Consider the following 21,285-nt stretch of genomic DNA (forward strand, 5'->3'; position numbering starts at 1 on the left):
GGCCAATCAATGCTGATTTATGCACGACAGGAAGAAACGGTTGATGAGATTTGCTGGCGTTATTACGGACGCACGCAGCAGGCGGTTGAACAGGTTTATGCCGCCAATCCTGGCCTGGCAGAAAAAGGCCCAACCTTACCGCACGGATGCAAAGTGGTCTTACCGGATCTGCCCCAGGCGGCTACTGGTGAGACGCTCAATCTGTGGGATTAGTGCCAATGGAAAAAATCAGTTCTCTGATTAATTACCTCATCGGGATTGTCCTGATGTGGTTTGGACGTCACACACCACAGGATATCGCTTTTATGGTGGGCTCTGGCGTTGCTGTGTTAACGATGTGCATCAATGTCGCAACCTTTTTTATCAACTGGTATTACCGCCGCAAAACCTACGAGCTGCAGCAGCGCAACGTTAAGGGGCTGAATTTTGAGCCAGACCGCTAAGCGATGTGCCGTCGTCGCCGTGCTGGCCATGGCCGCACTGCTACCGCAAATCAAGATGCTAAAAACCTCCGAAGCCGGACTCAGGCTGATTGCTGATGCCGAAGGGTGCCGCACGTCACCTTATCAGTGCAGCGCCGGCGTCTGGACTAACGGCATTGGCCATACACAGGGCGTTACGCCTGCCAGCGTGGTGAACGAGCGCCAGGCAGCAGTCAACCTGGTTTATGACGTCATGCGCGTTGAGCGCGGCATTGATCAGTGCATGACACGTGACATGCCCTCCGAGGTCTACGACGCGGTGGTGTCCTTTGGCTTTAACGTCGGCGTACATGCCGCCTGTAACTCCACGCTGGCCGGCTTCATTAACCGTGGCCGCTGGCGCGATGCCTGCCTGCAGCTCAGACGCTGGGTCTATGTCAAAGGGACGTATAACGCCGGGCTGGATAACCGTCGCCAGCGTGAAATGGCCTGGTGCCTGAAGGGGGCAGGATGATGCGACTGATGGTGTTTGCGATCGTGACGTTACTTGCGGCACTGGGGGCCGGCGGCTGGCGTCTCAGCGTCATCGAGGCGCGGCTGGACAAGGCACAGCACAAGGCCGCGGCGCTGGCCGCCGACCTGAGCAACCGGGAGAAGGCCATCGATCAACTCAACCGGGACAGTCAGGCCAGCCGAAAACGTGAGGCCGAACTGCGGCTACAGCAAAACCAGGCCAGCGCTCAGGCGCTGAACCGCGAAACGACAATCAGAAGAGAAACCGATGCGAATCCCGCTTTACGTGCCTGGAGTGCGACTGCTTTGCCTGCTGACGTTATCCGGCTGCACAGCCGTCCCGCCTTCAGCAATGCCCGAGATTATCTGGACTGGCTGTCCACGCGTGACCAGTTGCCCCATCCCGGAGAACCGCCTGCAAACGCAGGGTGATTTGGCGGCAGATAACCGCCAGTTAGAGGCTGCGCTCGCATCGTGCGGGTTGCAGGTAGAGATGATTAAAGCGTGCCAGGAGCAGCATGATGTTGAAAGCAACCCAACTCCGTCAGGTGCTGATAAACAGCGTTCCGCTGCTACAGCAAAATCCTGACAACCTGACCATCAATATTCAGTCCGGCAGTCTGGTCTCCACCCTCGCCAGCTCGCTGTCGTTTGAATACCACTTTCAGCTGGCTGTCGTCATTACTCAGTATGCCGACGATATTGATCTGATCATGGTGCCCGTGCTGGCCTGGCTGCGGGAAAACCAGCCCGACATCATGGTGTCGGAGGAAAAACGCCGCACCGGCTTTACCTTCACGCTCGATGCCACGGGCGAGGGAAAGCACACCGTGACGGTCACGCTCCAGCTGACCGAACGTGTCTGGGTTGAGCAGCAGGAGGGCGGATTACACATCACGCATCTGCCGGAACCTGCGCTGCCAGAAAACGATGCGCGGCCCTGGCAGTTGTATATCAAAGGCAAGCTGGTCAGCGAATGGAAGGCATAGCCACTGCCGCTTTTGCTGAGGCGCTGTTTAGTCATTTCTGAGTAAACGGCATTCGATTGCTGCTTTTCTCCTGCAACGTGAAACTACTGCCATGAACGAGCAAATATTAGAAATCAAGCGCTTGCTGCGCAACATGGTCCGCATCGGTACTGTCTCCGACGTCAATCTGGAGGCGGGCACCTGCCGTGTAAAGACCGGTGATAACACCACTGACTGGCTGCACTGGCTGACAGCCCGGGCGGGACGCACCCGTACCTGGAATGCCCCTTCGGTTGGCGAGCAGGTGTTGATCATGAGCCTGGGCGGCGAGCTGAACAGCGGCTTTGTTTTGCCCGGTGTGTTTTCGGATGCCAGTCCGGCGCCATCGGCCTCTGCGGATGCGCTGCACTGCTCCTTTCCCGATGGGGCGGTTATTGAATATGAGCCCCAGACCGGCGCGCTAAAAGCGGAGGGGATCCAGACTGCCACTCTCAAGGCGGCCGTTAAAATCCTGCTGGATACGCCCGAGGTGGAGTGCACAACGTTACTTAAAACCGCCACGCTGGAAGTCACCCAGGGCGGCACGATGAAGGGCGACGTATCGCACAGCGGCGGCAGTTTCGCCTCCAATGGCAAAGTGCTGCATACGCACCAACATCCGGGCGACAGCGGTGGGACAACAGGAGCGCCATTATGACAACAGCACGCTACAGCGGTATGAGCCGCGAAACGGGTACGACGCTGGAAGAGCTGGATCACATCCGACAATCCGTGCGCGACATTTTAACCACGCCACTCGGGTCGCGGGTGATGCGCCGTGATTATGGCTCGCTACTGTCGGCGCTGATTGACCAGCCGCAAAACGACACGCTGCGTCTGCAAATCATGTCGGCCTGTTATATGGCGCTGCTGCAGTGGGAGCCGCGCATCAGCCTGACCGGCATCAATTTTGAGTCTGCGTTTAACGGCGGGATGGTGGTGGAAATCACCGGCAACCGTGCGGATACCGCGCAGGATTTTTCGTTAACCGTCCCTGTGAGTTGAATCATGCCTACTATCGACCTGAGCCAGCTGCCTGCGCCAAATGTGGTGGAAACGCTGGACTATGAAACGCTGCTTGCGGAACGCAAGGCGACATTGATTTCGCTCTATCCTGCCGACCAGCAGGCGTCGGTTGCCCGCGTACTGGCGCTGGAGTCGGATCCGCTGGTGAAGCTCCTGCAGGAGAACGCGTACCGGGAAGTTATCCTGCGCCAGCGCGTTAACGAGGCGGCAAAGGCGGTGATGGTTGCCTGGGCCAACGGCAGCGATCTGGATCAACTGGGCGCGAATAACGGCGTGACGCGACTGGTACTGACCCCTGCAGATCCCACCGCCACGCCGCCTGTTGAAGCCGTAATGGAGCGCGACGAAGATTTTCGCGCCCGCATTGCTGCCGCCTTTGAGGGGCTGAGTGTGGCAGGGCCATCGGGTGCCTATGAGTTTCATGCGCGCAGTGCCGACGGACGCGTCGCCGATGCTTCCGCCATCAGTCCGTCTCCTGCCAGCGTCACCATTACCGTGCTGTCACGCGAGGGCAACGGCGTGGCGGATAACGATCTGCTGGCAATCGTGGATGCCGCCCTGAACGATGAAGATGTACGACCGGTCGCCGACCGCGTCACTGTTCAGTCGGCTCAGATTGTGGATTATCGCGTCGAGGCCACGCTGTACCTCTATCCCGGCCCCGAAGCCGAACCTATTCGCGCTGCCTCAGAAGCAAAACTGCAGGCGTTCGTGAACACCCAGGCACGTTTGGGCCGCGATATCCGTAAGTCTGCGCTTTACGCCGCCCTGCACGTCGAAGGCGTACAGCGTGTCGAACTGGCGCAGCCGACTGCGGATGTGGTGCTGGATAAAACCCAGGCGGCGTTCTGCACCGGTTATCAGATCACGGTAGGAGGTTCTGATGAGTAAACGCCTGCTGCCCACCGGATCTTCGGCACTGGAAGTGGCGGCGGCGGAAGCCTGCGCAACGCTGGAGGCCATCCCTGCGCCGATGCGCATGTTGTGGAATGCTCAGACCTGCCCGGTCGAGCTGCTGCCTTATCTGGCCTGGGCCTGGTCGGTTGACCGTTGGGATTCAGGCTGGAGCGAAAGCACCAAGCGCAGCGTAGTTGCCGCATCGGAATACATCCATAAGCACAAGGGAACGATTGGATCGCTGCGCCGTGTGGTGGAGCCGCTTGGCTATCTAATCCGCATCAAGGAATGGTGGAACACCAACGAAGCGCCGGGCACATTCCGCCTGGACGTGGGCGTGCTGGAAACCGGTATCACTGAGGCCATGTACAACGAGCTGGAGCGATTAATTGCCGATGCCAAGCCGGTCAGCCGTCATCTGACGGGGTTATCCATCAATCTGGACAGCACCGGCACCGTTCCTGTTGCGGCCGCCAGTTACAGTGGCGATGAGCTTACCGTTTATCCCTATACACCTGAAGTTATCACCGCAGGCGGTTCCGGTTACACCGGCGCAGCGGTCCATCTTATTGACCTGACGGAAGTGAGAGCATGACAACGAAATATTTTGCCATACTGACCAATCAGGGCGCGGCTAAGCTGGCCAATGCCGCGGCCCTGGGTACCCAACTGCAAATCACCCAAATGGCGGTGGGGGATGGCGGCGGCACCTTGCCCACGCCCGATCCTGCACAGACCAAACTGGTCGGCGAAAAGCGACGCGCCGCACTGAATTCACTGAAGGTGGATGCGGCGAACACCAGCCAGATTATTGCTGAGCAGATTATCCCTGAAGGTGAAGGCGGCTTCTGGATCCGCGAAATTGGCCTGTATGACGCCGATGGCGTTATGGTTGCGGTGGCAAACTGCGCTGAAACTTATAAGCCACAACTTCAGGAAGGCAGCGGCCGTACCCAGACCGTGCGCATGATTCTGATCGTGAACAGCACCAGTGCCGTCACATTAAAGATTGATCCTTCGGTGGTGCTGGCCACGCGCCAGTATGTGGATGACAAAGTCATCGAAGTGAAAGCCTATACCGACGACGTGATGAAGAAGCATGTCGATGCGGCAAACCCTCATAGCCAGTATCTGCAAACGGCTAAAGCGCTGGCAGAGATTAAAGATGCGGGGCTGGTGGCGGAGGTTCTCAAAAACCTCGGTTTAGGCGAAGGCTCTGCTTTGCCGGTTGGTGTGCCGGTTCCATGGCCTTCGGAAAATCCGCCAACTGGGTGGTTAAAGTGTAATGGTGCCGCTTTCAGCGCTGCCACCTATCCGCTTCTGGCTAGAGCCTATCCATCGCTTAAATTACCGGATTTGCGTGGGGAGTTTATTCGTGGCTGGGATGATGGGCGGGGGGTTGATAGCGGAAGAAGTCTCCTCTCTTATCAACATGGATCGGTAGTTGTCGGAGACGATGGAGTAAGCACAAATACGCTCGTTACGATAAACAATTTAAATGACCAGTCTCGATGGGGCTACGACAATACACCTTTACCAAGCATTACTGGAATGTATGTCTCAATGACACCGGCCACGAATGATTATGTGTCTAATACGTGGCCCTTGGGTATTTATGGTATAAGCCGCCCAAGGAATATTGCATTTAATTACATTTTGAGGGCAATCTAATGAACAATAAACAAGACTTTCCTTTTGATGAAAATGAACTATCTACAAAAGAACTTTTTTTGGAAGTATACAATTACGATGCCGTAACTGGAGAGTTTAAAAACATATCAAAGGAATATATTTTAAAAGGTGTTGGTATTCCTGCATTTTCAACCATCAAGCCAAATTTATCAGTAGAAGCAGGTACTACTTGCGTTTATGAAAATAATGAATGGAAATTAGTTGATGATCATCGCGGTGAGACTGTATATGACACTAAAACGGGTAGTGAAAAAATAATAAACACCATAGGTCCATACCCAAAAGACACTACGACTATCAAACCAAAAACGAAATATGATTCATGGGATGGCAATTCATGGATAACCGATAGCCGTGCACAGCACGAAGCGGAAGTGGCCTTTGCAGAAGAAAAACGAAATCTATTATTAGCTAATGCGCAAAATATAATTAGTGTCTGGCAGACAGAGCTGCAATTAGACATGATCACTGACAAAGATAAGGCCAGCTTAATCGATTGGCTAACCTATATAAAAAAATTAAAAGAAGTTAAAACCTTTCAGGTACCAGATGTTACATGGCCTTTGCCACCGGAGGAGGCGGCCAACTGATTTCAGAAGCCGTCGATACGTCGACGGCATTTACTATAATTTTATACGCGACAAAAACGATAGCCTTGCCATATCATTATCAATTACATCACCAAACAAAGGTTTAATTTCGAATTAATATGATCACGTAAACTCCATAAATAACTACTTATGAGTTATTACCTATGATTAAAACTGGTATTTTAACATCTGAGCGCCTCCAGGTTATATTGAGATTCAGGGGCATGATTAGTAGATTACACCGCCGCCTTGCCATGTATTAATGTTTATTTAGCTTTGCATATTATTTTTAACCGCCAAATTTTTCTCTAAAAACCCCGATTGCAATTGAATTTTTTCTGTAGTGCTTATAATCTGAAAAAATTAACCCTGTATTTTAGCTGGTAATTTAAACAGAGTTAAGTAATGAGTTATGTAGATGGTGAATAATCATTTAATCTTCATTAATGTGTTCTTTATGTTAAGACGCTCTCACGATGTAGTTAAATGCAATGTTACGAGGACGGTTTTCATTAGCTGTAGGAACGACACGTGAAGCATCAAAATAAATGTCATCTGAAAAATTAGCCTTGTTAGACAAGCTAGGAAATGTTGCGTCTCTTGATCCCGAATCATAAAATGCACCAGAGAAAGCATCAAAAACTATTCCACCACTGCCACTAACCATACCTTGAATATTTCTGATCGCATCTCCCTGCGATGTAAGTATTGATCTTCCATTATCGACACCGCGAGCATTATCCCATCCGCGAATAAACTCTCCACGCAAATCCGGTAACTTAAGCGATGGATAGGCTTTCGCCAGAAGCGGGTAATCAGCTGCGCTAAAAGCGTCACCATTACATGTCAACCAGCCTGATGGCGGTACTTCAGATGGCCAGGGAACCGGCACGCCAACCGGCAAAGCAGAGCCTTCCCCTAAACCGAGGTTTTAAAGTTTTTCCGGGCTTTGTGCCAATAATAAAAAGAGGATACAAACCTCGGTTTAGACGAAAAGCTTTTTGGCCGATTATTGAAGGTAAATATTTTCAGTCAAAATACGACTTATGCAAAACCGACCGCGAGACTACTAAAAATAATCGTTACAGGAGGCGGCGGCGGTGGCGGTGGGACTTCTGCAGTTGGAGCAAATCAGGGAGCGGTTGGCTCAGGTGGAGGGGCGGGTGGTACCGCTATCTCCTGGCATTCAGTCGATGAGCTTGAGTTTCCCATATTGCTAACCGTCGGAAAGGGTGGCTCTGGTGGAGTCGGTGGTAACGAGCCGCAATCAGGGCAAAGCAGCAGTTTTGGTAGATACCTCTCTGCATCAAACGGCGCTCGAGCGGCAAGTGGCACAGCATTTAATTACGGAGAGAATCGCTTACTTTCTAACGGCGGCAGTGGTCTTGGCTATGGTGGTAATCACATGAATGTCAGAGGCTCTGCAGGAACCCCAGCAATTACCTTAAGCTCGGGCTATGAGAGTGGAGGTGGTGGCGCATCGTTTTTCTGTGGAGGGGGAAATCCTATTGCTGCAGGCTCATCTTTGTCTGGTGATCCTGGCGCGTTTGGATCAGGCGGTGGTGGTGCATTTTCTGTTAGTAATTCATCTGCTCAAAATGGAGGGAGCGGTGGCGATGGCATTATTATCATTGAGGAATATGCATGAAAAACTATGCGCGAATTGAAAAAAACACAGTAAGAGAACTATTTTCAACGGAAGATGATATAACGGAATTGTTCCACCCTTCTATTCAGTGGGTTGATATCACAGAATGTGAAGTTAAGCCTGAAGAAGGTTGGGAGTATGTAAAAGGTATGTTCGTGCCGCCCAGGAAATGAACACCACGTCGGAAAAAGACCCGCGGCAGCGGGTCTTAATTTAAATCTCATAAATATCAAAAAGATGCTTATAAAATGATTAGTAAATGATTCTACGTTATGGCTTCAACTGTTATGGATTGCGTTAATAAACTTATGCTGAAGTATATTTTTAAAAATAACCCTTAAAAAGATATAAATTAAAAATCAACCATGGAAAGGTTGAATGTTTTTAATTATTTCTGGCCGGATTATTTCTTCAGGGTTATTAAATTCTTGTGAGAAAAAATTGTTTTTTCCCAATTACCATTCGACTATGACTAAACCTGGCTGCCCCACAGCCCCTTTACCGTTTATTCCTGTTGACCCGCCAGCACCGCCAGCACCATAACCATCGCCAACGTAACCATTTTGGCCTCCAGCACTACCTGCGGAAGATGAGCGAACGGAGCCACCGCCTCCACCGAATGGACATGATGCGCCTGCGCCGCCGCAACCTGTTCCAATCGTCGAGCCCGTTGTTCCTGCTCCATCATTTCCAGTGCTTCCGCGAGGATAACCTCCTCCGCCAGCTCCGCCATACTGCGCTGAACCACCACCACCAGGGTCTCCACCCTGACCGGCGATGAGGGTCAAATAATTGCCAAAAACAGTATTGCCACCAACTCCTCCAGCTTTGCCATCGGAGTTTACTGACGTGGTTCCACCGGCACCACCAGCCCCGATGACTACATCGATCATTTCTCCAGGCTTAACTGCTATGGCGCGCTTAATAACTGACTGTCCAGCGCCACCGCCACCGCCGCCACCGCCAAACTCACTGGTGTTTGTACGGCAACCCCCACCGCCCCCGCCGCCTCCAGCAGCACATCCGGATAAGTAGACAGTGCTTACGCCATCCGGGACCTGGAACTTGCCGTTACTCGTGAATTGTTTAACGCCTCGGGAGCGCGAAATTTCATTTTGAACCGCTTCTACAAAACCGAGGTTTCCGCGAAACAAATCCCTGGCCCCTGTAACCTGCACAATGGCAAACTCCCCCTCTTTTACCAGAGGAAAAACGATGCTGATTGGCTATGTCAGGGTGTCAACAAATGACCAAAACACCGATTTACAACGGAATGCCTTGCAGAGTGCAAATTGTGAACAGATTTTTGAGGATAAAATCAGCGGTAAGACCAGCGAACGACCAGGCCTAAAGCGGGCGCTCAGGACGTTAAAAGAAGGCGATACTCTGGTGGTGTGGAAGCTGGATCGGCTTGGCCGCAGCATGCGTCATCTGGTCATGCTCACTGAGGAGCTGCGTGAACGTGGAGTCAATTTCCGTAGCCTGACGGACAGCATCGACACCAGCACGCCGATGGGGCGTTTTTTCTTTCATGTGATGGGCGCCCTGGCGGAGATGGAGCGTGAATTGATCGTTGAACGCACGCGAGCGGGCCTCTCCGCTGCGCGAGAGAAAGGACGCATTGGTGGGCGGCGGCGCATTATGACGCCGGACGTCGTGGAGCGGGCAAAAAGAATGCTGACGAACGGCGCCACACGTTACCAGGTGGCACTGGTGCTGGATATTTCTGTCAAAACCCTGTATCGCTATCTTCCAGTCAACGCCGCTAAACCCACCGATCACAGTAGTAACTAACAGGAATAAGCGATGTTATTTGCCGTGCGTTTTTACGATCGTGCCGACCGGGCTGATATCCGTAAAATCTATATGGACGCTCATCTACAGTGGCTGGAAAGCGTCAGGTCAGGCGTACTGATTGCGGGCTCCCTCAGAGAGCATGCCACGGCCCATCCCGATGGTGCGTTATGGATTGTGGAAGCCGCATCCAAAGAAGCCGTTGAAACCCTCCTGAAGCAGGACCCGTTATGGCAAGAGGGGCTGCGTCAAAACGTGGATATCCGGCTCTGGAGTAAGGCTTTTGACAGCCCCGTTACCCTGTAAATTATCGCCGCTGTTTAGCCACGCGCCAGCAAACCGCAATCGCATGCATCCTTTCTGCTGACCTGACACTCTGAGCACACCCTCAACACGGAGTGCTACAGATGTCTGATTTTCATCACGGTGTCCGCGTCATCGAAATTAATGACGGCACACGCACCATCTCGACTGTTTCAACCGCCATTGTTGGCATGATCTGCACCGCAGAAGATGCTGATGCAACGGCGTTCCCTCTTAACACACCTGTTCTGCTGACCAACGTGCAGGCAGCCATCGGCAAAGCCGGTACCCAGGGCACCCTGGCGGCCGCGCTGCAGGCGATTGCTGACCAGGCGAAGCCAGTGACTGTCGTGGTTCGCGTAGCAGAAGGCGCGAGTCAGGCGGAAACCACCTCTAACCTGATTGGCTCGACAGACGCGAACGGTAAATACACCGGCATGAAGGCGCTGCTCAGCGCGCAAACTCAGCTGGGTGTTAAGCCACGTATTCTGGGCGTGCCAGGGCTGGATTCGCTGGAAGTGGCGACCGCGCTGGCCAGCATTGCACAGCAGCTGCGTGGCTTTGCTTACGTGTCCGCCTGGAACAGCAAAACCATCTCTGATGCCATGAAGTACCGCGAAAACTTCAGCCAGCGTGAGCTGATGGTCATCTGGCCAGACTTTATTGCCTGGAATACCGCGACCAGCAAATCTGAAATGGCTTATGCCACCGCACGTGCGCTGGGCCTGCGCGCCAAAATTGACAACGATACGGGCTGGCATAAAACCCTGTCCAACGTGGGCGTCAATGGCGTAACCGGCATCTCTGCAGACGTTTTCTGGGATCTGCAACAGACCGGCACCGATGCCGATTTGCTGAATGAGAAGTGCGTCACCACGCTAATCCGCAAAGACGGCTTCCGTTTCTGGGGCAACCGCACCTGTAGCGACGATCCGCTTTTCGCGTTTGAGAACTACACCCGTTCAGCGCAGGTGCTGGCCGATACCATGGCGGAAGCGCACATGTGGGCCAACGATAAACCGCTGACGCCAGTGCTGGTACGCGAAATCATCGCCGGCATCAACGCGAAGTTCCGTGAACTGGTCAGCGCTGGTTATCTGCTGGGTGCGAACTGCTGGTACGACGAAAGTGCGAACGATAAAGAGAGCCTGAAGGCGGGCAAACTGTTTATCGATTACGACTACACGCCGGTGCCCCCGCTGGAAGATCTGACGCTGCGTCAGCGCATCACTGATACCTATCTGGCGAACTTCGCCGCATCCGTAAACAGCTAAGGAGCCGGATAAATGGCACTGCCACGTAAACTCAAGGGGTTAAACCTCTTTAATGATTCAAACAGCTATCAGGGCATTGTAACCGCCGTTACGTTGCCGAAGCTGTCACGCAAGCTGGATACCTATCGCGCAGGCGGCATGAACGGCGCCGCGTTTATCGATAACGGCCTGGACGATGCGGCGCTCGATATGGAGTGGACGCTGGGCGGTATGGATGAGCTGGTACTCAGCCAGTGGGGCGCAACGGCCAACGTTCCGTTACGTTTTACCGGTTCTTATCAGCGCGATGACACCGGCGAAGAGATTGCCGTTGAAATTGAAGTGCGCGGTAAGCACCAGGCGTTTGACTTCGGTGAAGCCAAGCAGGGTGAAAACGCCGAAACCAAAGTCACCAGCAAAAATACCTATTTCAAACTGACCTGGAATGGCAAAGAGCTGATTGAAATCGACACCGTCAACATGGTGGAGAAGGTCAACGGCGTCGATCGTCTGGAACAGCGCCGTAAAAATCTCGGCCTGGTGTAATAACAAAGGCCAGCGCGTTCTGCGCTGGCCCCTCTTGATTGAGATGGAGAAAAAATGGAACAGCTGGATAAGCCGGAACAGAAAGACAACCTGGTGGTGCTGGAAAGCCCGATTTCACGCGGTGATGTAGTGATCGCCCAGGTCGAACTGGTCAAACCGAACGCCGGCGCGCTGCGCGGTGTACGACTGGCCGAGCTGGCCTCGTCCGATGTGGATGCGCTGTTGATGGTGCTGCCTCGCATCACGATGCCTTCGCTGACCAAAGCGGAATGCAATGCGCTGGACCCGGTTGACCTGATTGCCCTGGGCGGCAAGGTGATTGGTTTTTTGTCAGCGAAATCGGCCACGTAAGCTGGCCCCGCGATATGACGGTCAATGATCTGATGGCCGATATTGCCAGCGTTTTTCACTGGCCCCCCTCAGAAATGTATCCCATGTCGCTGGAAGAGTTACTCGACTGGCGGCATAGAGTGATGATCCGCAGTGGAGTAACCTCAGATGAGTAACACGCTCAAGCTGCAAGTGCTGCTGGAAGCGGTTGATCGGGCGACGCGCCCGTTCAGTGCCGTGCGTAAAGAAACAGAAAAACTGTCTGCGGATATCCAGGAAACGCAGGACCACCTGGATGCGCTCAACGCTAAATCCGCGCAGATTGAAGGGTTCCGTGCGACGCGCAAAGAGCTGACGCTGACCCAACAAAATCTCAAAAATACCCGGGCAGAAGCGGCAGCACTCGCCATTCAACTTAAAAACACCCAAAACCCCACCGCGGAACAAACGCAGGCGCTGGATAAGCTGCGTCAGTCGGCTAACGCGCTGCAGCAAAAAAATATTCAGCTGCGTCAGTCGGTACAGGAGCAACGCCAGGCGCTGAATGACGCCGGGATTTCCACGCGCCGGTTGAGCAGTGAGCGCCGGAAGCTGAACCAACAAGCCGAGCAGACGACATCCACCCTCAATGCGCAGGGTCAGTCCATGGATCGGCTGAATCAACGTCAGGACAAGCTCAACCGCATACGCGATCGCTACCGTGCCGGCATGGCGCTGGCAGATAACGTGCAAAGTGCCAGTTCGAAGGCCAAAGACTTTGTTGAGAAGGGCCGAAAAGTCATTGATTACCTGTCACCTGCAAATGAGATTGTGCAAGCCCGCGCGGCGATTACGCAATCGGGTGGCTCATCGGGTGAGGCAAAAGCTGCAGCACCGGCAGTGGCTAACCTTGCAAACGCGACGCAACGTAGCATGCAAGAAAGCGCGTCTTTGGTGCTCAATATTAAAAACGCGTTCGGCATTGCAGATGACCAGGTTGGTCAGTTAGGCGACGTGCTCTCATCGACCTTTGCCAATAAAACCACCGATTTTACCGCGCTTAAGACGGCGATGGTCGCCGTAGGGCCAGCCGCGAAGGACGCTGGTGTAAGCGTCGGTCAGACCGCGGCCATGATGGGCGTGCTGGCGGAAAACGGCATGACGGGCAGCCAGGCCGGTGCTGGCGTCAGCGCCATGTTGACACATGTTCAGGCACCGGACGCCAGCGCAGACAGCGCTCTGAAAGCGTTGAATGTGCAAACCGCTGACGACCAGGGCAACAACCAGCCCATTTTCGCGGTGCTCGGTCAGGTACAGGCGGCATTTGAGAAAAATAAACTCGACGCAGCCCAACAAGCCGCTTATCTGCAGGCCATTTTTGGTGAACAGGGCGCGGCCCCTGCCGCAGTGCTGATGAAGGGCGCAGCAAGTGGCCGACTGGATCAGCTGTCTCAGGCGCCCGCTGCCCAGCCGCCAGCCGCAGACGCGTCGGTTGATACCAGCCTGCAGGCTATCACTCAGGATGGCTTGTCCGTACAGTCCGTACTGACCGGCGTCATGAATATCAATCCTCAGCTCTCGGACAGCCTGCTGACGCTGGCGGCCGGTGGGCTGACGTTGGTGGATTCCCTGGCCAGCGTGGGGAACATTGCCTGGCCCGTCATTAGCGGGCTGAGTACTATCATGGCGGGTGTGGAGCTGCTGGGCAGCGCGTTTGCCATCATCGGTGGCGCGATTACGGCCACGCTGGGGGCGATTACGCTACCGGTGGTCTTGCTTGGCGCGGCTATCGCGGCGGGTGCCATGTTGGTTTACCAGTACTGGGAACCGATTAGCGCTTTTATCAGCGGCGTTGCTGAAGGTTTCAGCGCGGCGATGGGGCCGATAAGCGACGCGTTCGCGCCGCTGAAGCCGGTATTTGACTGGTTCAGTAACAAAGTGTCCGAGCTGGGCGCCTGGTTCTCGAAGCTGCTGGAACCCGTGAAGTTTTCTCAGCAGGAACTGGCTTCAGCAGGGGAGATGGGACAGCGCTTCGGCAACATGCTGGCGACAGCGCTGAAATTACCTGGTGAAGCCCTTAACCAACTGCGGGGCGGCATTGACTGGGTTCTGGGCAAACTTGGCATCATCGATGAGAAATCTGACAAGGTGAAAGACAAGCTGCCACCGCCCAAAATGCGCGAGCAGGACGACGAGGATGAGGATAACGCGGATGCCCGTCCGGCCGCATCGCGCGCCAGCCTTAACAGCACGCTCAATCAGCCTTTGCCCTCGGTTAACAATTCAAACGTGGATAACCGTCAGCACACCGTAACCAACAACATCTATGCGACAGGAGACCCCCAGTCGATCGGACAGGCCGTTGCACAGTATTCCACGGCATCGCCGTGGTCCACGGCTGATAGCAGCTATAACTCCATGTTTAGCAGGGATTAATTCACCATGATGATGATATTAGGCATGATGCCGTTTGTACGGCAAACCCTTCCCTTCGACAATCTGAAGCATGACGTGGGCTATCGCTGGGCAAAAAACAGCCGCGTAGGGCGACGTGAGTCGACCCAGTTTTTGGGTGCCGGTGACGATAAAATCACCCTGTCTGGCGAGCTCCGGCCTGAAATCACCGGCGGCAATGTCACGCTGCTGGCACTGAAGGCGATGGCCGATGAAGGCCTGGCGTGGCCGCTGATTGGCGGCAATGGCATTATTTACGGCATGTTTGTCGTCACAGATTTCTCGGCCACGCATACGGAATTTTACAGCGACGGCAGCGCGCGCAAGATAGGCTTTACCCTCAACCTGTTGCGGGTAGATGATTCATTGACCAGCATGTTCGGCGACTTAAAAAGGCAGGCGGAAGAACTGCAAAACAGGGCCAGTGACGCAGCGCAACGGGTGGGTTCTGTCATCAACAGCGTTACCTCTGCGCTGAGCGGAGGGCGCTGAGATGAGCGATATCGCCCCGATTCCGGTGCCTCTGCGCGTTGCGCCTACGCCGGACTTCAATATCAAAATTGAGACGAAGGATAAAACGGAAGATATTCGCCCACGGCTGATTTCTCTGAAGTTAACGGATAACCGTGGCTTGCAGGCCGATCAACTGGAGCTGACGCTGGACGACAGCGACGGCCAGTTGGTCATGCCGCCTTTTGGCGCAAAAGTCGCCCTGGAGATTGGCTGGAAAGGACAGCCGCTTGCAAATAAAGGCATCTACCTCATTGATGAGGTCACCTACCAGGGCGCGCCGGACACGATAACGGTGGTCGCCCGAAGCGCCGATTTTAGCGGTTCGCTCGATGTTAAAATCACTGATTCATATCCAGACATGACGGTTGGCGAGGCCGTGGAGAAAATCGCGAAACGTAACAACCTCAAGTGGAAAGTTTCGCAGGAGATAGCTAAGAAAAAGATTAAGCATCTCGATCAAACGCAGGAAACGGACGGCACATTTATTACTCGTCTGGCTATGCTGGTTGGCGCGGTGGCGACAATTAAAAAAGAAATGCTGCAGTTCTTTGCCCCCGGGCAGGGCGTGACCGTGAGCGGAAAGCCGATTTCACTCCTGAATCTGAACCGACAGGATGGCGATAAGTATGAGTACAAATTGTTTAAGCGCGACGATTACAGTGGCGTAGAAGCAAAATGGTACGATCAGAAAAAGGCGCAGCAGAAAGGGGTAACCGTCAACACGATACCGCCAGCAACACCGGCGGTGAACCCTGTCCATCCCGCGGCCCAAAATATCCCCACTATCGGGCAACAAGACCCGGGAAAAACCTATGTTTTTGGCAGCAATAAGAAGCTGTATGTACTGAATACGCACTTCAGTAGCCAGGAGGAAGCAGAGGAGGCGGCTAAGGCAAAGTGGCAGGAACTGCAACGCAACCGGGCTACGCTGAAGATCCTACTGGCGCTGGGTGCTGCGGAGTTGATTCCTGAAACGCCGGTCAAAGCTCAAGGTTTTAAATCGGTCATCGATAATCAAAAATGGCTGATTACCAATATCGTGCATACCCTCGATAAAAGTGGCTTTACCACCCAGTTGAACCTGGAGTTGATGACCGAAAACGTGGAATACATCTTAGTTGAAAAGCAAGGTGGTTAGATTTAGTCTAATTATCGTTGCTTTTTGTTTAGCCTTTGGCTAATGTTGCACTATGCCAGAGAGGAGAACAACTATGATGCATTGCCCAAAATGTCAGACCGCCGCCCATACGAAAAGCAGCCGTTACGTTTCGAAAGAGACGAAAGAACGTTATCACCAGTGCCAGAACATTAACTGCAGTTGTACCTTTAAAACCCTGGAGAGCGTATCCGGGATTATCGTCGAACCGGCGCAGATTAATACCGTGCCGGTGATGGCGAAAGGCAGCAATAACCCGTCACCGCAGCTGTTGTAAGCCCAACCCGCGAAAGCGGGTTTTTTTATGGCTGCGGCCTGGATGGGATCGCTGGGAGATCAGGCTGAAGGCCAGCGAGCCGTTGACGTTCAAGGGCGCGAAAGCGGCCTCTGGGAGTGCTGTTAATAACTGTACGGTGGTGAGGGCCGCGGGGCCCTTGGAGTGCTGTTAATAACTGTACGGTGGTGAGGGCCGCGGGGCCCTTGGGGACACTGGCAATTACTGTACGGAATAAAAAGATTTTACTGATATGAGTCAGGCAAAACAGGCTTCCGGTGAAGAGAGAAAAAGCGTGGCGATTTTCGGCAGAAGAAAACGCAGGGGTGATAAAGTATTTTGGTACTAAGAGTAAGTCCGCGCTGGGATTTGAATTCGGTATGCGAATTCCCTTCTTCCAAAGGGAAGAAGGGAAAGGGCCGGAATTAATGAACGCTATCTGTAAGTTTGCTATCGATCATCACCAGCCCCGACGCTGTTTGCACAAAACGCGGCGCGGTTAAGTCATCAGTCATGATGTTAATCATCTGGAATAACAAACCGGTGATGTGTTTCTGCAAGTCTGTAGAAGCCGGCTGATTCAGCAACACTAACGTCAATGCGCTGCAATATTGCCGCATCTCTTCCGAATCTATCGAACAACCGCTGCGACAGGCTTTGTCATTACCTTTCTCCAGCGTGAGGCGTTTAATCAGGTGTTCTGGCAGTGGCTTGTCTAACAGAACTTTCAAGACTTCCAGTGCAGCGAGCAGACGGCCGCATAGTGCCATACGAGCGGTGATATCGTGACATTCCACCAGGGCATCGACATAGTGGCTACATGCCTCCAGCACCTGAAAGAGATCGTGCGTCGTGCCGAGCGGTGTTTCAAAAGGGTTGATACTGCCGGTTCGATAACTGGCTGAATGTCCACGATTTCATAATGAGTGGTTGTGTTACTATTGGTATTAGCCATAGCGTTGTTTCCTTTAGAGTGAACGTTGTGGTCAGACGCTCCGGTATGTGTTGCATCACTGCCGGGGCGTTGCTCTCATAAAAGGCCTCATGTTAGTGTGGTCTTTTAAAGGATTAAAATGAGGGAATAGGTCAGTACATGTCAATTATAATGCGTGAAAAAAAACCAAAAGGTGGAGGCAAGTCCCCACAATTTCAAATGCGCATTGATCCCGCCTTGAAAAAACAGCTCGATGCGGTTGCAGCTGAAGAAGGAATTAGTCTGGCAAGCTGGCTGAAGAACCTGGCGAGAGAGGCGTTAAAGGCAAGGGGGATTGAGCCGGAGGGGTGAGTTTGTACGTGAAATATTGAGTTAATTATATGTGTGGTAAATGAAAAAAAGCTAAATTTCACTATTGTGAATTTTTTAATGTGGCCATTACAAGTTTGATAAAATAGCTGAGGCTTTGATGGAGTTGTGAGTAAATGAAGCTTTTTATTTTATGGTTACTTCAATCTTTTTTCTATCTTGTACCGATTATAGTCAGTGTTGTTGGTGCTTATTTTATTGTGCGATTCGTTCCATTTTACCCAATGGGGTTTGTGGTTGCCTGGGTCGGTATCGTTGCTTATCTTTATGTAAGATACAGTAAGTGGGTTTAATTTTAAACACAGAATTTATATCTACCATTTTTAAATTTCCCAAAGTAATATCGTCTTTTTCTGCAACCTATTTATCGATGTAAGCGAAAAAAATTGTATGTTACCTCAGCAAATCATTTTGAAATTTGGGCTAACCTCGAAAGCTTCGTTTTCGTTAGACTTAAGGCAGTGAGCAAGCGATTATGAGTCCCAAATCGAAGGGATAAAAATCAGTAACTTACTGATTTTTATGTTTTCTTGAGGCCGAATAGTGATGAAAAGTGGCACATAGCGTTACACTCTGCTGCCACTTTGTTGCCACTTATCAACCATGCTTTAGCACAAAAAATTCATACGGCATCGATGTAAAATTAGGTGTGATGAATAATATCGCTTTTCATAGTACTAATTTTTTAGCCGTAATAAATATCCCTATGATTTTACTGTGTTGTGTGCAAAGTGTTTTAACGAATGTAGTTGAAGTGAATTTTTCCTTTATGGTGTGCAGTCAACATGTCATTACTTTCCCAGCTTGGCAGGCCGTTAACGAGCGAACCCTCAAGAGGAATATTTTGGTAAAAATTCCCTATAATGAATTGCATAAACATTCTTATACAAAGCGGCGTTTTAACAGGGATTCTACAGTTTTCGTTACTAATATGTAAATGTACATCAGGATGGTTGTCTTTTTTATCATCAGGCATAACTGAAAAATCAAAACGTAGCGGACTTCTATTGTAGATTCCTTTTAGATTGATGGGATGGCTTGCTTGAGGGTTAGTAATGTGATCTTCCAAAACGTTACTGTTATCGCTCATGATATGATGTAACTTTATTATTATATCATCAATTTCTTGTGTTCCGGAAATATCTAATGGAGATGGGTACCAACATAATCTATGCCCAGCTATCCCATTTCTATCAAATGTATATGAAATTTGAATTAATGAACCATCAAATAATACGAGAGTATATTGTGAACATGATAGGAGCGTGATGTATTCTTCGAGGCTTGAAAATTCATTGTCTTTTAAAACAATATTTTCGCTATCCCAACTCACTAGTGTTTTACCACTTTTCATTTGGCGTATACAAGAACGATTAGAGCCCAGGGTAAGGCCGGATTTATCCCACTCAAAGCACAATTATTCAAGTGGCTGACCATGGCTTCAGGTTTTATCATTATACTTACTCCCCAAAAAAACTTCTGATATCTTCGGGGACATCATCAAGTGTTAATTCTCCGCTATTTAACATTATCTTTATTCTTTTTATTTGTTCAAAGCCAGATGCTAATTCATTGCGCTGTTCTTCACTTTTATCTCCGTAAGTGTTATCCATTGCATCCATCTTATCAGCCTGAGGATATTCAAAAGATAACCTAAAGTTATTTTCAAGAACCTTGTTGTATTCATTAATTAGAACATCCATGCCTTCTCCCACTCCACACACACGTAACCACGCTTTAGTTCTTGTTATCGCAGTAAATAATGAATTCCTTTTCTTACCAAGTTCAAATCCACCTTGGTAAAATTGTGAATTCATTACATAGACCATCGCAGCTTCATTACCTTTAGCTCTATGAATGTGTGTAATAGCAATTGAATTTTCTTTGAAAATAACATCTCTACTCGTATCCTTTCCGACAATATGGCAGTTGATGTTTAATTTTCTTAATTCATAGATTAAATGTGCTGATTGTTTAGGCATTGTATATGGAACTGGATATATCACTAAGATATCGCTTGAATCAAGCTCTTGGCTTTCCAAGTTTTCCTTGATTTGATTAGCAACCCATTTAGCCTGCTCTTCATTAGAGTTATATTTATTAACAATTATTGCATTATCAGGGTCTATAAGGTCATAGAAGAAGTCAGGGGTTCTGTCTCGAGCTCTTTGTAATGTAACTCCAGAACCAAGGCTCAAACTTCCACCAACGGTCTCAAATCCTATATTATTCCAAAATGAAGGCTCTCTAAACATCTTGACCAAACCATCTTGACGATAGATCCCTAGTCCAAAACTTAATGCTAAAGTAAGTGTCCACGGCGGGTTTCGATAACAAATTGGCAATAATACATCTTGCTGAGGCTTATCTTTTGCATTTTGTAATGTTACGAGTGGTATTGAATTTTGGTCTGTGCCAAACAATTTTTCAGGAGGTAACATTTTATACTCTCCTAAATTTTGTAGTTCATCATATGCCCAAACTACTCTGGTTGGTTCTTTGGTGAGCATATAAATCAGCTTGAAAAATTCTTCTGGAAAATCTTGGGCTTCATCGATTAAAACATAATCATAAATTGGCTCTAATTTTTTATCTCCAATAAAATCCAATAGTTCTTTACAGATTCCTTTAAATGCATCATCTCTGCCATACTTTGTTTCAGCTGCAGACCAACTCATCGATGCATAGCCTATATGTTTACAAATTTCTGAGTATACACCTTGTTCCACACCTCCCCATGAATGCTGTATTGTCAAAAAAGAATAATCAGGTTCATCCTTTTTATGATCGAAGTAAAATTTTTCAATAAGCCTTTTAAATTGTTGGTAAAGTGTTCTACTATGAAAAGTCACAACTATTCTTTTATTTTCTTCGAAAGCATGTAAATATGCTGCTTTCATTGCTAAAATTATAGTTTTTCCAGAGCCTGCAAGGCCTCTAATTCTTTGCGGTTTGTCAGGGCTTTCAATTGCCGCTTTTTTCTGCCATGCATCGAGGTTAGCAATTTCCTTCTCGATTTTCTTCATTACGCCGCCATATGAATCTTCACGTGTGACGTTACTTCTTTTTTTTGCTGGTTTTAAAACATCTGTTTTTTGAATCGTAGCATTTATTTGTTTAAAAATCGGCAAGCTAATTTCATTAAACGTTGATATTTTATCTATTAGAGAATCAATCGTTGAGAAGGAGTCATCACTTTCATCGTTGCTTCTGATGCTTATTACATTTATTTTAAAAGCAAGTTCTCTTCTGTTTAATAATTCCTTTTGAGAAAGAAATTTTTGGAAAACGCCGCGATATAATTCGTCTTGGTAATTTAAGATGGTTTCAATATCACTTTCGTTGAAATTCTTCAAATCAAAAATAACAACGCCGTGTTCTCGACTAATAAGCATCGCGTCTGTAAGTACTGCTTCATTTCCAGATTCAAACATGGGGTAGCCTATATAAAGAGTACCTTCAGCCTCCATTTTAGAAAGACACTGGACTAACTCGTCAACAGCAACAGGATTGCTCTTTTTGCCAAAAACAACATCTAACATGGTATTCTCCTAAATGAAATTAAAAAATGAAAATTAATCACCT

The 21,285-nt window shown here is 50.2% G+C and carries 30 protein-coding genes; 25 read left to right on the forward strand and 5 right to left on the reverse strand.

Annotation, left to right across the window (positions count from 1 at the left end; translation table 11 throughout):
- Nucleotides 1-9: 9 nt before the first annotated feature.
- The 12 genes from C7434_RS14680 (at nt 10) to C7434_RS14730 (ending at nt 6,147) form a co-directional block, all read left to right on the forward strand.
- Complete coding sequence (locus C7434_RS14680) at nt 10-213, forward strand: tail protein X (RefSeq protein ID WP_033739932.1); 204 nt, start codon at nt 10-12, stop codon at nt 211-213.
- 5 nt (nt 214-218) lie between these two features.
- Entirely contained in the window at nt 219-443 is a 225-nt protein-coding gene (locus C7434_RS14685; protein WP_033739930.1) for an HP1 family phage holin, read from the forward strand.
- Nucleotides 427-936, forward strand: coding sequence for a lysozyme (locus C7434_RS14690; RefSeq protein ID WP_033739928.1), 510 nt, complete (start codon nt 427-429; stop codon nt 934-936). The genes C7434_RS14685 and C7434_RS14690 overlap by 17 nt, the downstream gene beginning before the upstream one ends.
- Nucleotides 933-1,367: an Rz-like lysis system protein LysB gene (lysB, locus tag C7434_RS14695; protein WP_033739927.1), complete on the forward strand. Its 435-nt coding sequence runs from the start codon at nt 933-935 to the stop codon at nt 1,365-1,367. The genes C7434_RS14690 and lysB overlap by 4 nt, the downstream gene beginning before the upstream one ends.
- Nucleotides 1,249-1,524 carry an Rz1-like lysis system protein LysC gene (gene lysC / locus C7434_RS22210; protein WP_226374589.1) on the forward strand — a complete coding sequence of 92 codons (276 nt, stop codon included), beginning with the start codon at nt 1,249-1,251 and terminating at the stop codon, nt 1,522-1,524. Before lysB ends, lysC begins: the two co-directional genes overlap by 119 nt.
- Nucleotides 1,454-1,924, forward strand: coding sequence for a phage tail protein (locus C7434_RS14700; protein WP_133745575.1), 471 nt, complete (start codon nt 1,454-1,456; stop codon nt 1,922-1,924). Before lysC ends, C7434_RS14700 begins: the two co-directional genes overlap by 71 nt.
- Nucleotides 1,925-2,015: 91 nt before the next feature.
- Nucleotides 2,016-2,600: a phage baseplate assembly protein V gene (locus C7434_RS14705; RefSeq protein ID WP_033739923.1), complete on the forward strand. Its 585-nt coding sequence runs from the start codon at nt 2,016-2,018 to the stop codon at nt 2,598-2,600.
- Nucleotides 2,597-2,947: a GPW/gp25 family protein gene (locus C7434_RS14710; RefSeq protein ID WP_033739922.1), complete on the forward strand. Its 351-nt coding sequence runs from the start codon at nt 2,597-2,599 to the stop codon at nt 2,945-2,947. Before C7434_RS14705 ends, C7434_RS14710 begins: the two co-directional genes overlap by 4 nt.
- Nucleotides 2,948-2,950: 3 nt before the next feature.
- Entirely contained in the window at nt 2,951-3,859 is a 909-nt protein-coding gene (locus tag C7434_RS14715) for a baseplate assembly protein (RefSeq protein ID WP_033739920.1), read from the forward strand.
- The gene (locus C7434_RS14720; protein ID WP_033739917.1) at nt 3,852-4,460 is read left to right on the forward strand and encodes a phage tail protein I; all 609 of its coding nucleotides are present in this window, start codon (nt 3,852-3,854) and stop codon (nt 4,458-4,460) included. Before C7434_RS14715 ends, C7434_RS14720 begins: the two co-directional genes overlap by 8 nt.
- Complete coding sequence (locus C7434_RS14725; protein ID WP_133745576.1) at nt 4,457-5,536, forward strand: phage tail protein; 1,080 nt, start codon at nt 4,457-4,459, stop codon at nt 5,534-5,536. Before C7434_RS14720 ends, C7434_RS14725 begins: the two co-directional genes overlap by 4 nt.
- Complete coding sequence (locus tag C7434_RS14730) at nt 5,536-6,147, forward strand: tail fiber assembly protein (RefSeq protein ID WP_033739916.1); 612 nt, start codon at nt 5,536-5,538, stop codon at nt 6,145-6,147. The genes C7434_RS14725 and C7434_RS14730 overlap by 1 nt, the downstream gene beginning before the upstream one ends.
- Nucleotides 6,148-6,607: 460 nt before the next feature.
- Here C7434_RS14730 and C7434_RS14735 read toward each other — a convergent pair whose 3' ends face one another.
- Complete coding sequence (locus C7434_RS14735) at nt 6,608-7,051, reverse strand: phage tail protein (RefSeq protein WP_133745577.1); 444 nt, start codon at nt 7,049-7,051, stop codon at nt 6,608-6,610.
- A 108-nt stretch (nt 7,052-7,159) separates the two neighbouring features.
- Between C7434_RS14735 and C7434_RS14740 the strand changes: the two genes are divergently transcribed.
- Entirely contained in the window at nt 7,160-7,795 is a 636-nt protein-coding gene (locus C7434_RS14740; protein WP_133745578.1) for a hypothetical protein, read from the forward strand.
- The gene (locus C7434_RS21985; RefSeq protein WP_166649059.1) at nt 7,792-7,968 is read left to right on the forward strand and encodes a hypothetical protein; all 177 of its coding nucleotides are present in this window, start codon (nt 7,792-7,794) and stop codon (nt 7,966-7,968) included. Before C7434_RS14740 ends, C7434_RS21985 begins: the two co-directional genes overlap by 4 nt.
- Nucleotides 7,969-8,300: 332 nt before the next feature.
- Here C7434_RS21985 and C7434_RS14745 read toward each other — a convergent pair whose 3' ends face one another.
- Nucleotides 8,301-8,549 carry a hypothetical protein gene (locus tag C7434_RS14745; RefSeq protein WP_133745579.1) on the reverse strand — a complete coding sequence of 83 codons (249 nt, stop codon included), beginning with the start codon at nt 8,547-8,549 and terminating at the stop codon, nt 8,301-8,303.
- Nucleotides 8,550-9,010: 461 nt separating this feature from the next.
- On the opposite strand from C7434_RS14745, the gene C7434_RS14750 reads away from it, so the two are divergent.
- The 10 genes from C7434_RS14750 (at nt 9,011) to C7434_RS14795 (ending at nt 16,400) form a co-directional block, all read left to right on the forward strand.
- The gene (locus C7434_RS14750) at nt 9,011-9,589 is read left to right on the forward strand and encodes a recombinase family protein (protein ID WP_033739914.1); all 579 of its coding nucleotides are present in this window, start codon (nt 9,011-9,013) and stop codon (nt 9,587-9,589) included.
- Nucleotides 9,590-9,601: 12 nt separating this feature from the next.
- The gene (locus tag C7434_RS14755) at nt 9,602-9,895 is read left to right on the forward strand and encodes a YciI family protein (protein ID WP_039341965.1); all 294 of its coding nucleotides are present in this window, start codon (nt 9,602-9,604) and stop codon (nt 9,893-9,895) included.
- Between the two features lie 101 nt (nt 9,896-9,996).
- Entirely contained in the window at nt 9,997-11,166 is a 1,170-nt protein-coding gene (locus C7434_RS14760) for a phage tail sheath protein (protein ID WP_033739912.1), read from the forward strand.
- Nucleotides 11,167-11,178: 12 nt separating this feature from the next.
- A complete protein-coding gene (locus C7434_RS14765) occupies nt 11,179-11,691 on the forward strand; it encodes a phage major tail tube protein (RefSeq protein WP_033739911.1) in 513 nt (170 codons plus the stop codon).
- 54 nt (nt 11,692-11,745) lie between these two features.
- A complete protein-coding gene (locus C7434_RS14770; protein WP_033739909.1) occupies nt 11,746-12,042 on the forward strand; it encodes a phage tail assembly protein in 297 nt (98 codons plus the stop codon).
- A gap of 32 nt (nt 12,043-12,074) precedes the next feature.
- A complete protein-coding gene (locus tag C7434_RS14775; RefSeq protein ID WP_013027268.1) occupies nt 12,075-12,197 on the forward strand; it encodes a GpE family phage tail protein in 123 nt (40 codons plus the stop codon).
- Nucleotides 12,190-14,436 carry a phage tail tape measure protein gene (locus C7434_RS14780; protein ID WP_133745580.1) on the forward strand — a complete coding sequence of 749 codons (2,247 nt, stop codon included), beginning with the start codon at nt 12,190-12,192 and terminating at the stop codon, nt 14,434-14,436. Before C7434_RS14775 ends, C7434_RS14780 begins: the two co-directional genes overlap by 8 nt.
- 6 nt (nt 14,437-14,442) lie before the next feature.
- On the forward strand, nt 14,443-14,946 hold the full coding sequence (locus C7434_RS14785; protein WP_033739905.1) for a phage tail protein: 504 nt from the start codon (nt 14,443-14,445) through the stop codon (nt 14,944-14,946).
- Between the two features lies 1 nt (nt 14,947).
- Complete coding sequence (locus C7434_RS14790; protein ID WP_133745581.1) at nt 14,948-16,105, forward strand: contractile injection system protein, VgrG/Pvc8 family; 1,158 nt, start codon at nt 14,948-14,950, stop codon at nt 16,103-16,105.
- 73 nt (nt 16,106-16,178) lie between these two features.
- Complete coding sequence (locus tag C7434_RS14795; RefSeq protein WP_033739904.1) at nt 16,179-16,400, forward strand: ogr/Delta-like zinc finger family protein; 222 nt, start codon at nt 16,179-16,181, stop codon at nt 16,398-16,400.
- A 422-nt stretch (nt 16,401-16,822) separates the two neighbouring features.
- Here C7434_RS14795 and C7434_RS14800 read toward each other — a convergent pair whose 3' ends face one another.
- Nucleotides 16,823-17,230 (reverse strand): hypothetical protein, encoded by a 408-nt coding sequence (locus C7434_RS14800; RefSeq protein WP_226374570.1) that lies wholly within the window; start codon nt 17,228-17,230, stop codon nt 16,823-16,825.
- 260 nt (nt 17,231-17,490) lie between these two features.
- Here C7434_RS14800 and C7434_RS14805 point away from each other — a divergent pair, with 260 nt between their 5' ends.
- Nucleotides 17,491-17,682 carry a toxin-antitoxin system HicB family antitoxin gene (locus tag C7434_RS14805; protein WP_033739903.1) on the forward strand — a complete coding sequence of 64 codons (192 nt, stop codon included), beginning with the start codon at nt 17,491-17,493 and terminating at the stop codon, nt 17,680-17,682.
- 754 nt (nt 17,683-18,436) lie between these two features.
- Here C7434_RS14805 and C7434_RS14810 read toward each other — a convergent pair.
- Both C7434_RS14810 and C7434_RS14815 read right to left on the reverse strand, forming a co-directional pair.
- On the reverse strand, nt 18,437-19,117 hold the full coding sequence (locus C7434_RS14810) for a DUF2290 domain-containing protein (RefSeq protein ID WP_226374569.1): 681 nt from the start codon (nt 19,115-19,117) through the stop codon (nt 18,437-18,439).
- 43 nt (nt 19,118-19,160) lie between these two features.
- Nucleotides 19,161-21,242 carry an ATP-binding domain-containing protein gene (locus C7434_RS14815; RefSeq protein WP_133745583.1) on the reverse strand — a complete coding sequence of 694 codons (2,082 nt, stop codon included), beginning with the start codon at nt 21,240-21,242 and terminating at the stop codon, nt 19,161-19,163.
- Nucleotides 21,243-21,285: the final 43 nt, after the last annotated feature.

Origin of the sequence: Pantoea sp. PNA 14-12 (assembly GCF_004364735.1) — a bacterium.
Lineage (GTDB): Bacteria > Pseudomonadota > Gammaproteobacteria > Enterobacterales > Enterobacteriaceae > Pantoea > Pantoea stewartii.